Annotated in this window: 10 protein-coding genes and 4 tRNA genes; 8 read left to right on the forward strand and 6 right to left on the reverse strand. The window is 68.4% G+C overall.

Features of this window, described 5'->3' with window-relative positions; genetic code table 11:
• The first annotated feature begins 88 nt into the window (after positions 1-88).
• Positions 89-2,458 (forward strand): glycerol-3-phosphate 1-O-acyltransferase, encoded by a 2,370-nt coding sequence (locus tag ABZV44_RS02475; RefSeq protein ID WP_354830932.1) that lies wholly within the window; start codon positions 89-91, stop codon positions 2,456-2,458.
• Entirely contained in the window at positions 2,455-3,984 is a 1,530-nt protein-coding gene (locus ABZV44_RS02480) for an HAD-IB family hydrolase (protein ID WP_354830934.1), read from the forward strand. The genes ABZV44_RS02475 and ABZV44_RS02480 overlap by 4 nt, the downstream gene beginning before the upstream one ends.
• Here ABZV44_RS02480 and ABZV44_RS02485 read toward each other — a convergent pair whose 3' ends face one another.
• The 6 genes from ABZV44_RS02485 to ABZV44_RS02510 form a co-directional block, all read right to left on the reverse strand.
• Positions 3,985-4,686, reverse strand: a complete 702-nt coding sequence (locus ABZV44_RS02485; protein ID WP_354831630.1) for a polyprenol monophosphomannose synthase — start codon at positions 4,684-4,686, stop codon at positions 3,985-3,987.
• A 123-nt stretch (positions 4,687-4,809) separates the two neighbouring features.
• Entirely contained in the window at positions 4,810-4,980 is a 171-nt protein-coding gene (locus ABZV44_RS02490) for a hypothetical protein (protein WP_354830937.1), read from the reverse strand.
• A 105-nt stretch (positions 4,981-5,085) separates the two neighbouring features.
• Positions 5,086-5,159 (reverse strand) — tRNA-Phe (locus ABZV44_RS02495).
• 57 nt (positions 5,160-5,216) lie between these two features.
• A tRNA-Asp gene (locus tag ABZV44_RS02500) sits at positions 5,217-5,290 on the reverse strand.
• Between the two features lie 35 nt (positions 5,291-5,325).
• Positions 5,326-5,398, reverse strand: a tRNA-Glu gene (locus tag ABZV44_RS02505).
• 92 nt (positions 5,399-5,490) lie between these two features.
• Positions 5,491-6,156 (reverse strand): TetR/AcrR family transcriptional regulator, encoded by a 666-nt coding sequence (locus ABZV44_RS02510; protein WP_354830940.1) that lies wholly within the window; start codon positions 6,154-6,156, stop codon positions 5,491-5,493.
• A 1,119-nt stretch (positions 6,157-7,275) separates the two neighbouring features.
• On the opposite strand from ABZV44_RS02510, the gene ABZV44_RS02515 reads away from it, so the two are divergent.
• The 6 genes from ABZV44_RS02515 (at position 7,276) to dusB (ending at position 12,222) form a co-directional block, all read left to right on the forward strand.
• Positions 7,276-7,348 (forward strand) — tRNA-Lys (locus ABZV44_RS02515).
• Between the two features lie 134 nt (positions 7,349-7,482).
• Entirely contained in the window at positions 7,483-8,067 is a 585-nt protein-coding gene (locus tag ABZV44_RS02520; RefSeq protein WP_354830942.1) for a DUF937 domain-containing protein, read from the forward strand.
• 210 nt (positions 8,068-8,277) lie between these two features.
• Complete coding sequence (locus ABZV44_RS02525) at positions 8,278-9,264, forward strand: acyl-ACP desaturase (RefSeq protein ID WP_354830944.1); 987 nt, start codon at positions 8,278-8,280, stop codon at positions 9,262-9,264.
• Positions 9,265-9,401: 137 nt separating this feature from the next.
• Positions 9,402-10,175, forward strand: a complete 774-nt coding sequence (locus tag ABZV44_RS02530) for an alpha/beta hydrolase (RefSeq protein WP_354830946.1) — start codon at positions 9,402-9,404, stop codon at positions 10,173-10,175.
• A 4-nt stretch (positions 10,176-10,179) separates the two neighbouring features.
• Positions 10,180-11,001, forward strand: coding sequence for a hypothetical protein (locus tag ABZV44_RS02535; RefSeq protein ID WP_354830949.1), 822 nt, complete (start codon positions 10,180-10,182; stop codon positions 10,999-11,001).
• Positions 11,002-11,073: 72 nt separating this feature from the next.
• Positions 11,074-12,222 carry a tRNA dihydrouridine synthase DusB gene (dusB, locus tag ABZV44_RS02540; protein WP_354830952.1) on the forward strand — a complete coding sequence of 383 codons (1,149 nt, stop codon included), beginning with the start codon at positions 11,074-11,076 and terminating at the stop codon, positions 12,220-12,222.
• Positions 12,223-12,365: the final 143 nt, after the last annotated feature.

Here is a 12,365-nt window from a genome sequence, read left to right on the forward strand (position 1 = left end):
CTCCGACCGGGGAATTGCCCGACCTACCGACCGACGCCGCGCGTTTGGGCTTCAATGGATCGCAGCGGCTCATGCGGAGGTAACCAGAATGCTCGATCATGACAGCCGGCTCCCCGAAGCCGCGCTCACCGCTCCGCAGTCCGTGGTCGCCCTGGTCGACGCCGCCTCCCCGGTGGAGCGCGCCCTCGTCGGACACTGGCTGGCCGAGGGCGGCATCACCCAGGAGTTCGGCACCGCCGCCCCCGTCACCCAGCTCGACCTCGACCCCGCGGCCGTCACCGCCCGGCTGGTCGGGCGCAGCGACGATCCGCTGGTGGTGCCGGTCCGGGTGCTGTGGCTGCCGCCCGAGCGAGACGGCGTGCGCCGCACCACCTTCAGCGATCTGCTCACCCTGACCAACCCGCGCAAACCCAACCGGCTCATGCAGCGGCGGCTGCTCAGCAAGGCCCCCGACCGGCACCTGGTGCTGACCGGGCAGCCCGCCCGGCTCAGCGAGCTGCGCGCCAACAATCCCGGATCCGCCGGTGCGCCCGACGCTTTCGGGCGGGCCATCGTGCGGGCCGGCATCGTCGCCCTGGAACGCGCCGAACGCGCTGTCATCGGCGACCGGTACAAGGTGCCGCGGCTGGTGGTCGAGGAAATCCTGGACTCGCCCGAATTCCTGCGGCGGCTCGACGCCATCGCCGAGGAGACCGGTGTGCCCCCGCGCGAGGTGTACCGGCGGGCCGAGAAGGGCCTGCGCGAACTCGTCGCGGCACAGAGCCGGCTGGTGTCGGACCTGTTCACCCAGGCCATGCGGCCCGTGCACGCCTCCACCTGGAAGGTCGACGCCGACGAGTCCGGGCTGGACCGGCTGCGCTCGCTCAACCGGCGCTACCCGCTGGTCTTCCTGCCCTCGCACCGGTCCTACGTGGACGCCTTCGTGCTCGGGGACATCCTGGCGCGCAACGACTTTCCGCCCAACCACGTGGTCGGCGGAGCCAACCTCAAGTTCTGGCCGATCGGGCCCATCGCGCGACGCACCGGAACCGTGTTCATCCGCCGCAGTTTCGGCGACGACGAGGTGTACAAGGCGGTCGTCGAGGAGTACATCGCCTACCTGCTCACCAAACGCTTCAATCTGGAGTGGTACTTCGAGGGCGGGCGCACCCGCACCGGCAAACTCCGGCCGCCCCGCTACGGACTGCTGAATTACCTCGCGGCCGCGCTGCGTTCGAAACGCATCGACGACGTCATGCTGGTGCCGGTATCCATCACCTACGAACGGCTCAACGAGATCGGGGCCATCGCCCTCGAACAGACCGGCGGCCGTAAACAACCCGAGGGCCTGACCTGGCTGGCCCGCTACGTGCGCAACCAGCAGCACTCGGCCGGGCGCGTGTACGTGCGCTTCGGGACCCCGCTCTCGGCCCGCGACCGGCTGGCCGTGAACGGCGATCCGCTGACGGTCCACCCGAATCCGCCTTCCGAGCGGACCCTCGAACTCGAGCACCTGGCCGTGCAGCGGCTGGCCTTCGAGGTCGCCGTCGGCATCAACGACGTCACCCCGATCACCGTCAACGCCCTCACCACCCTGGTACTGCTGGGCGTACACGAGCGCGCCCTCACCCGCGGCGAACTGCGCGCCGCCATCGCGCCCGTGCTCGGCTACATCCAGCGCCGGAACCTGCCCAGCGGCGAACTCGACGCGCTGCGCGACGATCACGGGCTGGCCGTGGTGCTCGAACAGCTGACCGTCGCCACCGTGGTCACCGTCTACCGCGGCGGGCTGGAACCGGTGTACGCCATCAATGCCGGGGCACACCTGGAGGCCGCGTTCTATCGCAACAGCGCCGTGCACTGGTTCGTCAACCGCGCCATCCTCGAACTGTCCATCCTCACCGCCGTCGAGGCGCCCGATGGCGATCAGCTCCGGGTCGGCTGGGAGGCCGCCTTCCGGCTGCGCGACCTGCTCAAGTTCGAATTCTTCTTCCCGGAGCGGGCCGAATTCACCAGCCAGCTCACCGCCGAAATGCTGCTGGTGGACCACGACTGGCATCAGCGCACCGCCGCGGGCACCGTCGGCTCCGACATCCTGGCCCGGCTGGCCGAATCCGGGTTCATGATGGCGCACCGGGTGCTGCGCTCCTTCTTCGACGCGCAACTGGTGGTGGCCGAACGGCTGGCCGCCCGCGACCCGGTCGCCGAGGTCGACAAGAAGGCCCTCATCGACGAATGCCTGCAGGTCGGCAAGCAGATGCTGCTGCAGCAGCGGCTGCACAGCCCCGAATCGGTGTCCTCCGAATTGTTCGGCAGCGCGATCAAACTCGCCGACAACCACGGCCTGCTCACCCCCTCCGACGATCCCGCCGATCTGGCCGCCCGCCGCAGCAGCTTCGCCGCCGAACTGCGCGCCATCGGCCAGCGCATCTCCCGGGCCGCCACCCTCGACCCGTCCAACCGCCTGGAAGCGCTATGACACACCGGGTCCGGGGAATCGGCGCGGGCCGGCCCGCACTGCCGCTCCGGCCCGGCGTCGGCGTCACCCAGCGCCCGGTCGGCGCACAGGATCTCGGCGCGGCCCTCGAAGCCGTGCGCACCGGACCGCAAGGTCCGCGCGTCGCAGCGATTTTCGACTTCGGCGGCACCGTCGTCCACGGGTTCAACCCGCCGCCGCTGCCCCGGCGACTGCTGCGGCGCAGCAGCACCCAGGGCGCGCTCACCGCCACCCTGCTCGGCAGTATTCGCGGGGCGCGCAGCGAGGGCGAGTACGAGCGCTTCCTGCAATCGGTGATGTACAGCTGGGCCGGGACAGCCGAGGACGAGCTGGCCCGCCTCGGGCGACAGGCGTTCGCGCGCAGCGTGTACGGGCACATCTACCCGGAGGCCTGGCGGCTGGTGCGCGAACACGAGGCGGCCGGGCACACGCTGGTGCTGATCAGCTCGGTCACCTGCTACCAGGTGCGGCCGGTGGCCGAGGAACTCGGCGTCCCGCACGTGCTGTGCACCGCCATGGCCGTCCAGGACGGCGTGCTCACCGGGCACGTGGAGGGAAAGCCGCTGTGGCGCAACGGCAAAGCCGACGCCGTGCGCCGCTTCGCCATCACCCACGACATCGACCTCACCCACAGCTGGGCCTACGCCGACAGCGCCGCCGACCTGCCGCTGCTGCAGACCGCCGGGCACCCGGTGGCGGTGAACCCGGATCCGCGCGTCGTGCTGGAGGCGGCCGAAAAGGATTGGCCGGTGCTGCATTTCCGGCCCCGGCAGGCGCCCGGGGCCACCGACTACGCCCGCACCCTGGCCGGATTCACCGGTCTGCTGGGCGGGGCCCTGTTCGGCGTGGCCGCCAAGGCGCACACGAAACAGCGCCGCCAGATGGCGGATTCGATGATGACCTACGCCGCGGACACCACCCTGCGCGGCACCGGAGTGAAGGTCCGCGTGGTGGGCGCCGGGAACGCCCGCGCCCCGCGCCCGGCCGTGTTCATCTTCAACCACCAGAGCCAGTTCGACATCGTGGTGCTGGCCGAGGTACTGGGCACCGGATTCACCGGCATCGCCAAGCGGGAGATCACCAAGAACCCGATCTTCGGTCCCCTGATGCGCTTCGTCGAGGTGACCTTCATCGACCGCGCCGACACCGCGGCCGCCAAGGCCGCGCTGCAACCCGTCGTCGACACCCTGCGCGGCGGACTGTCGGTCGTGATCGCGCCCGAGGGCACCCGATCCCTGACCCCGCGCATCGGGCCGTTCAAGAAGGGCGCGTTCCACATTGCCCGGCAGGCGGGCGTGCCGGTGATTCCGGTGGTGATCCGGAATGCCGGCGAAATAGCGTGGCGCAATTCGGCCGTGGTGCGCAAAGGCGTCGTGGACGTGGCCGTCCTACCGCCGATCGATGTCAGCGGCTGGGATCCGGCCGATATGGACGCCGAGGTGGAGCAGGTCCGGCAGCTGTTCGTGGACACGCTGCTCCACTGGCCCGAAAGCCGCCCCGGCAGTTAGTCAGACAGCGCGACCGAACAGCAGCTTCCACGGCATGGCCGCGGACTCCAGCTGCACCTTCAGGCTCATCTTGGACGCGCCCTTGGTGCGCTCCTCGAAACGGATCGGCACCTCGGCGATCGAAATGCCCTTCTTGACCGTCCGGTAGTTCATCTCGACCTGGAACGAATAGCCGTTGGACTTGATCGAGGCCACGTCGATGGCGCGCAGCGTGTCCGCCTTCCACGCCTTGAAACCGGCGGTCGCGTCCTTCACGCCCAGGCGCAGAATCATATTCACGTAGAAATTGGCCCAGGCCGACAGCGCCTTGCGATACCACTTCCACTCCGCCGCGGTGGAACCACCGGGAACATAACGGGATCCGAGCACCACGCCGGCATCGGTGGACTCCAGCTTGTCCAGCATGGCCGGGATGACCTCGGCCGGGTGCGACAGGTCGGCGTCCATCTGAATGACCACGTCGGCGCCCTCGTCGAGCGCCCGGGTGATGCCGGCGATGTATGCCCGGCCCAGACCGTCCTTCTCGGTGCGGTGCAGCACGCCCACCACGTTCGGCAGGTCGGCGGCCAGCTTGTCGGCCACCTCACCCGTACCGTCGGGCGAATTGTCGTCCACCACCAGCACATGCAGGTCGGCCACCGGTAGCGCGGTCAGCCGCTCCACCGCCACCGGCAGGTTCTCCCGCTCGTTGTAGGTCGGCACCACCACGGTGACCTTCAAGGTTTACCCTCCCGCTCGGTCGTTTTCTGGCTACGAAACCGTACCTGGTCAACCTGAGTGCCTCGTGAGCGCACCGAACAGCGCGTCACCCCCGTCACTCCGGCGTCAGTCGTCCTCTTGGTCCGCGCGCCGATTTCGTTCCCGCACAATATCCAACGCCCGCTCCGCTGTCGCCTTATCCGGATAGGGCCCGATCCGATCGCCGACCCAGCAGGTCTTCCCCTGCTCCGCCTTCTGATGGGAGATGCAGTAATACCACTGGTTGTCCTCAGCCATGAGGTCCAGCATTCCACCAAGATCAGACCCGCAGGTCGAAAAACACGCGGACAACCCGGGAACGCGGAAAGACCCCGTCCGAGGGACGGGGTCTTCCAGATCCGGTGGCCAAGGCCGGGATCGAACCGGCGACCTTCCGCTTTTCAGGCGGACGCTCGTACCAACTGAGCTACCTGGCCGTAGGCACCCGATTCGAATGCCACGCTGTACCACTTCTTGCCATGCAAGGAGTCTTGCGACCCTGACGGGACTCGAACCCGCGACCTCCGCCGTGACAGGGCGGCGCGCTAACCAACTGCGCCACAGGGCCTTGCTCTTGCTCCGACAACGATGTTGCCATCGTTGTACCCCCTACGGGATTCGAACCCGCGCTACCGCCTTGAAAGGGCGGCGTCCTAGGCCGCTAGACGAAGGGGGCCCGCCGGATCTCTCCGGACCGTTTGCTCAACGGCTTCCGTTGGGAGCGGAGATAGCTTATGACAGGCTCCGCATGATTCCCAAATCAGCTGGTCAGAGTCCCAAGTTGAGATCTTCGAGCCGGGCGGACACCCGCCAGCCGGTGCGGCGGAACTCCTCGGTCCACTCCGGCGTCGCGGTGGCTTCCACGATCACCTCGAGCGCCTCGGCGAACCGGGCCCGCAGATCCACCGGGCCCGCCAGCACATCGGAGATATAGCGCTGGCCCGCCAGCGCCGCCGCCAAGGTGCGGGTGAACCGGTCCGGATCCGAATCCGGGCGCAGTTGTTTGTGCTCGGTCGCTTTCACCGCGAGCTGCCGGATGGCGCGCCCGAGAATGCGGCCGCCGCCGGCCTGGATGTCGCGGTAGAACTCCGGCTCGATGATGAGCCGGAACTCCGCCTGGATGATGATGTCGTTCTCCAGCCGCAGCGCGATCTCGTCGATCATGCCGTGCAGCACATCCAGCGGGCCGAGATCGGTTCTGGCGAGCCACCTTTCGGTCGATGCCCGATAGCGGTCGACCGCCGCCTCGAGCACCGCACGAGCCAGGTCCTCCTTGGAGTCGAAGTGAAAGTACATGGCCCCCTTGGTCGCCCGGGAACCTTCCAATATGCGGTTGAGCGAAGCAGCGGCATAGCCGCTCTTCCCGAACTCAACGGCGGCGGACCTGATGATCGCCGCGCGTGTCCGGCGGGCCCGCTCTTGCTGCCGTGCCATGCTCGAAACGCCTCCGAAGCTAGCTAACCGTCGCCGACCGCCGCGCGGCCTCGACGCAAAGTTACGTGTCTTTCAAATACTTCAAAACGGGCTTCGCCCGGAATTACCAAACTTTTGGTACGAAAAAGCGCGAGAAACTTGAAACACACCAACAGGTATAGGTTTTTCCCGCCTGGGTGCACCACCGCGGGTGCGCACCCGGGCGTTCACGTCGTCCTGGTCCGCCTCCCCGCAGCTTCATCGTATTGGAGCCGCGATCGGCCAGACCGGTCGCGACACGTTCGGGCACATCAACGATAAGCCGAATCCCGTGCCGCCGGGGCAATCCCGGTCCCTCGGGAATTCACCAGTCGGTCACCGTACCCGGAAAGCGCACCCAGCGTGAGGTGTACCGGAAAGTCAGTTAGCCAGCACACCCCCTATCGAATGCCGCAATTCCCCAGCAATCGTAAGGATGATTGGTTCGAATCGACGAATTCGCCCATATCCCACCGATGTTCGGCCGGCCGATCGCCGCCGCGCGCGCTGTCCACACCGACACCGCATCGCCGCCGAGCCGCCGCCCCCACACCCGCGCCGACTCCGACCGGTTTCCACCCCCCGCTCCAAATAGCTTGCCATACATCACCATTGGATGATATTCACACTCCAGCGCAACGAAACAAACTGAGTGGCAAGGCGATTGCCGGACCCCTCGGCACCGGCAATCAGCGCCCGCTTACCGGGCCGTCCGGAACCCATCGGGCCATGGACACGGCGAAACCACACCGCCACCCCACCCCGCCCACACTCCGCGCCGACCCCGGCCCACCCCCGGGTCCACCTTCTCGCGGTGCCGCACCGACCGGTCCGCACCCTCACAGGGCCACATCGTCCCCCCAACCGACCGCCTCGGCTCCCCGAGCCCCGCCGATCGGCACAGCCCGTCACCCCAACGGCACACCGCGTCATTCCCCACCCGGACGCCACCGGTCCCCGCGGTTCCCCGCCGCGCGCCCGCACCGCACCGCACCGGCCCCCGACGGCGCATCGTGACCTGCGCAAATATCGTCTGCCAGAGCGCAATCGGATACTCGTTTAACACTTATGGGGTCGGCCCATTAAACTGACGTCCCGCACGCCCCTATAGCTCAGTTGGTAGAGCTACGGACTTTTAATCCGCAGGTCCCAGGTTCGAGCCCTGGTGGGGGCACTCCATGGGAGGGGCCCGGAACGATACCTCCGGGCCCCTCGCCATATCCGCGAATCTGTAGCAATCCGCCCCGACTTCACCTACCGTGGCCGGAGCAGAGCCTTTCCCGGGAACCATCAGCACAGGCGGAGTTCATGACTTCCTTCGATGACCTGCTCTCCAATGTCCCGGTCGCCCAGATCGCCGAGCGGCTCGGCGTCGACGAGGCGACCGCGAAGACGGCGATCGATGCGGCCGTCCCCGTACTACTCGGCGGGTTCCAGACACAGGCCGGCAACCCCGAGGTCGGACTGAATCTGGAGCACGAGGTCGCCGGCCAGCCGCACAGCCTGCTCGACGGCGGTGTCGACATGAGTCAGGTGGACATCGCCAACGGCAGCCAGATCGTCGATCAGACCTTCGGCGCCGAGAAGAACACGGTGCTCAGCGCTCTCGGTAATGTCGGCGGCAACAACATCAGCCAGGACCTGATGAGCAAGCTGCTCCCCATGCTCGCGCCGATCGTGCTGGCCTACCTCGGCAAGAAGGCCCTGGGCGGGGGCGACGGCGCGGCCGGCCGGTCCGGTGGCGGGATCGGCGATCTGCTCGGCAGTCTGCTCAGCGGCGCCACCGGTGGAAACAGTGGCGGCGGTCTGGGCGACATACTCGGCAAGGCGGTCGGCCAGAACGCGGGCAGTGTGCTCGGCAACGTGCTGGGCGGGCTACTGGGTAAGAAGTAATCGGGCATCTCGACCGGATGCGGGGCTAACGAACCACAGCCCATGGCGATACACCCGTCGCTGTGGGCCGCTTGTCATATGACATCTCTCACCTACGCCGCAATGGCGCACATGTGAGTTTCACATCACCCTACGGTCACGTAAGGTATGGGCGCGGCGGCAGGCCGGCGAGGGTACGACAGCACGACGCACGACACGAAGGGCACACGTATGGCAAAGGATCTGACTCAACTCGAGCTGCTGACGGAGTTGGAGCCGGTTGCCGAGGAGAACGTCAATCGCCACCTCTCCCTGGCCAAGGAATGGCACCCGCACGACTACGTGCCGTGGGACGAAGGTCGAAACTTCGCCGCCATGGGTGGTGTCGACTGGGATCCGGAACAGTCGAAACTGAGCGAGGTCGCCAAGGCGGCCATGATCACCAACCTGCTCACCGAGGACAATCTGCCCTCGTACCACCGTGAGATCGCCGAGAACTTCTCGCAGGACGGGGCCTGGGGCACCTGGGTCGGCCGCTGGACCGCCGAGGAGAACCGGCACGGCATCGTCATGCGTGACTACCTGGTCGTGACCCGCGGCGTCGACCCGGTCGCCCTCGAGCAGGCCCGCATGATCCACATGACCAACGGGTTCGCCTCGCCCACCGAGGAACTCGAGCAGCTGTCGAACAATGCCGGATTCCTCTACTCGGTCGCGTACGTGACCTTCCAGGAGCTGGCCACCCGCGTCTCGCACCGCAACACCGGCCGCGTCTGCGACGACCCGATCGCCGACCGCATGCTGCAGCGCATCGCCGCCGACGAGAACCTGCACATGATCTTCTACCGCAACATGTGCGGTGCTGCCCTCGACCTGTCGCCCGACCAGACCCTCGAGGCCATCACCCTCATCCTGGAGAACTTCCAGATGCCCGGCGCCGGTATGCCCAACTTCCGCCGCAACGGCGTGCTGATGGCCAAGCACGGCATCTACGACCTGCGCCAGCACCTCGAAGAGGTGGTGAACCCGGTGCTCAAGAAGTGGCGGATCTTCGAGCGCGACGACTTCACCGCGCGCGGCGAGGAGATCCGGGAGCGCCTGGGCACCTTCCTCGAGAAGCTGGGCAAGGACGTCGTGAAGTTCGAGGAGCAGCGCGATCGCATGCTGGCGCGTGAGGCCGCCAAGCGCGAGAAGGAGCTGGCCGCCACCGGCAGCTAGCGACTGCGGGCTGCGAATAAGCCACGGCCCCTCCGGATTTCGATCCGGAGGGGCCGTTTCGCGCCCTGCGCGCGACTCACAGCAAGCTCACCGGGATTCCGCAGCCGATCCGGGCCCGCGGGCCCGATCATGACTGCATGAGCCTCGACACCCGGGTCCGCACGGCGAATGTGGTGCTGCTGCACGGGCAACCGGGCGATCGGTCCGACTGGGACGCGGTGACCGCCCGGCTGCCCGGATCGCTCACCGCGCTGGCCTTGGACCGCCCCGGATACGGTGACAATCCGGAACCGGCTGGGTCCATCGAGGACAATGCCCGCTGGCTGCTCGACCGGCTGGACCACGAGGGCATCGGCAGTGCCGTCCTGGCCGGACATTCGTACGGCGGGGCGGTCGCGCTGGCGGCCGCGACGCTCGCGCCACACCGGGTGCGCGGACTGGTACTGGTCTCCAGTGTGGGGCCGGGGTGCCTGACCGCCTGGGACGAACTGCTGGCCGCGCCGTACGCCGGCACCGCGCTGGCATTGACCGCATGGGCGGTGCTGCCGTGGCTGGCGCGCAAGGGCCTCGACCACAGCCCCGCCGGGACCGCCGCCGGGACCGCGCTCGCGTTGCTCGCCGGAGTGCACCACCGCCACGGTCCGGTGTGGCGCAGTTTCCTGACCGAACAGCGCGAAATGTTCGACACGCTGGACCGGTGGACGGCGCGGCTCGCGGACATCCGCGTGCCGGCCTTGATCCTCGCCGACCCCGCCGATAAGGTCGTGCCGATCTCCACCTCCCACGCACTGTGCGAGCAGTTGCCCTGTGCCCGAATCGATCTGATCAGTGGGGGTGGCCACCATCTGCCACGACGGCTGCCCGGCGCCGTGGCCGCCCGGATAGGCGACTTTGCCGACTCGTTGGACTGAACCGATGCGCGGCACCCTGCTGGCCGTGCGGGAACGCGCGCTCACCCAGTTCCACACCGAGCGCCGCCATCCCGCCCCCAGCCCGATCCAGCCCGGACGGCCGCTGTGGCGGCAGGTCGCGGGCGAGGTGCGCTGGTCGTTCACCCCACCCGCGCTGTGGCTCGAGGGCGTCGGCGCGAATGTGGTGCTGTCGGGGCTCTTTCTGCTGATCTCGCCGCTCACCCTGCACAAGCACGGCTGGGTGGTGCTGGTCGGCGTCTACTTCGCGACCTTCGTGCTCGCCGACGTCACCACCACGAATGTGCTCGGCGTGGACGCCGACCGGACCCGGCTGAGCCTGGCCGCCGGGGTGCCGGTGCAGCGCATCCTGGTGGTCAAGAACCTCGCGCTGCTGATCATCGTGGGACTGCCGACGCTGCTGGCCACGGCCGTGCTCACCGCCAAGACCAGCGCGCATCCGATGCAGCAGGCCGGGGTTTCGGTCACCGATGTGGCGCTGCCGATCCTGGCCTGGCTCGGGGTGGGCAATATCGTGTCGGCGCTGCTCGCGGTGCCGCCCCGCGCGCTGGGGCAGCGCTGGGCGGCGCGCCGGGACTGGCGCAGCACGCTGCCCTGGCTGACCCACCTGGTCCTGCCGTACGGGCTCTACTACTTCGTCGCGCCGATCGACGGCGAGCAACGTGCCATCCTCGGCTACCACCTGGGCCGCTCGATGCCGGGCGAACTGCGCAGTGCGATCCACCTCGGGGTCGGGCTCGCGGTGTGGCTGGCCGGCACGGTGCTCGCGGTCGCCGTGGTGCGCCGCCGCGGCCTGCGTATGTGGTGACCCATGTGACCGCGGGCACTGCGGGCGGTACGCGGCTCTGGCCGCGAGCACGCGGATGAGAGACTGGACGATGTGACTGCCTCGCTCGAAGCCCCCAAGACCGAGCTGCGGATCGGGCCCTACCCGCTCGATCCGCCGGTCGTGCTGGCCCCGATGGCGGGCATCACCAATGTCGCCTTCCGCACCTTGTGCCGCGAATTCGGAAGCGCCACTTCGCTGTACGTGTGCGAGATGATCACCGCCCGCGCCATCGTGGAGCGCAACGAGAAGACGCTGAACATGATGGCCTTCGGGCCGGACGAGTCGCCGCGGTCCATGCAGCTCTACGGCGTCGACCCCAAGACCCTCGGCGAGGCGGTGCGCATCGTCGTCGGCGAAGGCTGGGCCGACCACATCGACATGAACCTGGGCTGCCCGGTGCGCAAGGTCACCCGCCTCGGCGGCGGGTCGGCGCTGCCCTACAAGCGGCGGCTGTTCCGCGAGATCGTGCGCGAAATGGTCGCGGCCGCAGGCGATGTGCCGGTCACCTTCAAGTTCCGGATCGGCATCGACGACGAGCACCACACCTACCTCGACACCGGCCGCATCGCCGAATCCGAAGGCGCCGCGGCGGTTTCGCTGCACGCCCGCACGGCAGCGCAGCTGTACTCCGGGCAGGCGGACTGGTCCGCCATCGCCCGGCTCAAGGAGACCGTGACCAGCATCCCGGTGCTGGGCAATGGCGATATCTTCACCGCCGACGACGCCCTGCGGATGATGGCCGAGACCGGCTGCGACGGCGTGGTCGTGGGCCGCGGCTGTCTGGGCCGGCCCTGGCTGTTCGCGGAGCTGAGCGCCGCCCTGCGCGGCGAGCCCATTCCGGAGGGCCCCACCCTCGGCAAGGTCGGCGAGATCCTCTACCGGCACGCCGCGCTGCTCGTCGAGCACGACGGCGAGGACAAGGCCATGCGCGATATCCGCAAGCACATGGCCTGGTACCTGATGGGCTTCCCGGTGGGGTCGGCGCTGCGCCGGCAGTTCGCCACCGTGACCAGCCTGGCGCAGATCGCGGATCTGGTCGGGCAGCTGGAGCCGGACGTACCGTTCCCGGCCGACGCGCTCGGCCCGCGCGGACGCCAGGGTTCCCCGCAGACCAAGGTGGCCCTCCCCGACGGCTGGCTCGACGATCCCGAGGACGCGACCGTGCCCACCGCGGCCGACGTCATGCACAGCGGCGGCTGAGCCACGCACCGCGGCGGCTGCGTCATCGACAGCGCCGGCTGATCGCTCCCCGTCTCGAGTTCGATCCGATCACCGCCCGGCGCAGCTCCCGGGCGTTGTGGCGACGCCCTGGCACACTTTGCGAAGCGTGCCCAACCGGGTGT

Source organism: Nocardia sp. NPDC004860 (assembly GCF_040609015.1).
In the GTDB taxonomy this organism is placed as follows: domain Bacteria; phylum Actinomycetota; class Actinomycetes; order Mycobacteriales; family Mycobacteriaceae; genus Nocardia.

Bases quoted from the DNA above. Each gene is read 5' to 3' on its own strand.
- ABZV44_RS02475 (WP_354830932.1), top strand. From the start codon at position 89: ATGCTCGATCATGACAGCCGGCTCCCCGAAGCCGCGCTCACCGCTCCG.
- ABZV44_RS02480 (WP_354830934.1), top strand. From the start codon at position 2,455: ATGACACACCGGGTCCGGGGAATCGGCGCGGGCCGGCCCGCACTGCCG.
- ABZV44_RS02490 (WP_354830937.1), bottom strand. From the start codon at position 4,980: ATGGCTGAGGACAACCAGTGGTATTACTGCATCTCCCATCAGAAGGCG.
- ABZV44_RS02510 (WP_354830940.1), bottom strand. From the start codon at position 6,156: ATGGCACGGCAGCAAGAGCGGGCCCGCCGGACACGCGCGGCGATCATC.
- ABZV44_RS02520 (WP_354830942.1), top strand. From the start codon at position 7,483: ATGACTTCCTTCGATGACCTGCTCTCCAATGTCCCGGTCGCCCAGATC.
- ABZV44_RS02525 (WP_354830944.1), top strand. From the start codon at position 8,278: ATGGCAAAGGATCTGACTCAACTCGAGCTGCTGACGGAGTTGGAGCCG.
- ABZV44_RS02530 (WP_354830946.1), top strand. From the start codon at position 9,402: ATGAGCCTCGACACCCGGGTCCGCACGGCGAATGTGGTGCTGCTGCAC.
- ABZV44_RS02535 (WP_354830949.1), top strand. From the start codon at position 10,180: ATGCGCGGCACCCTGCTGGCCGTGCGGGAACGCGCGCTCACCCAGTTC.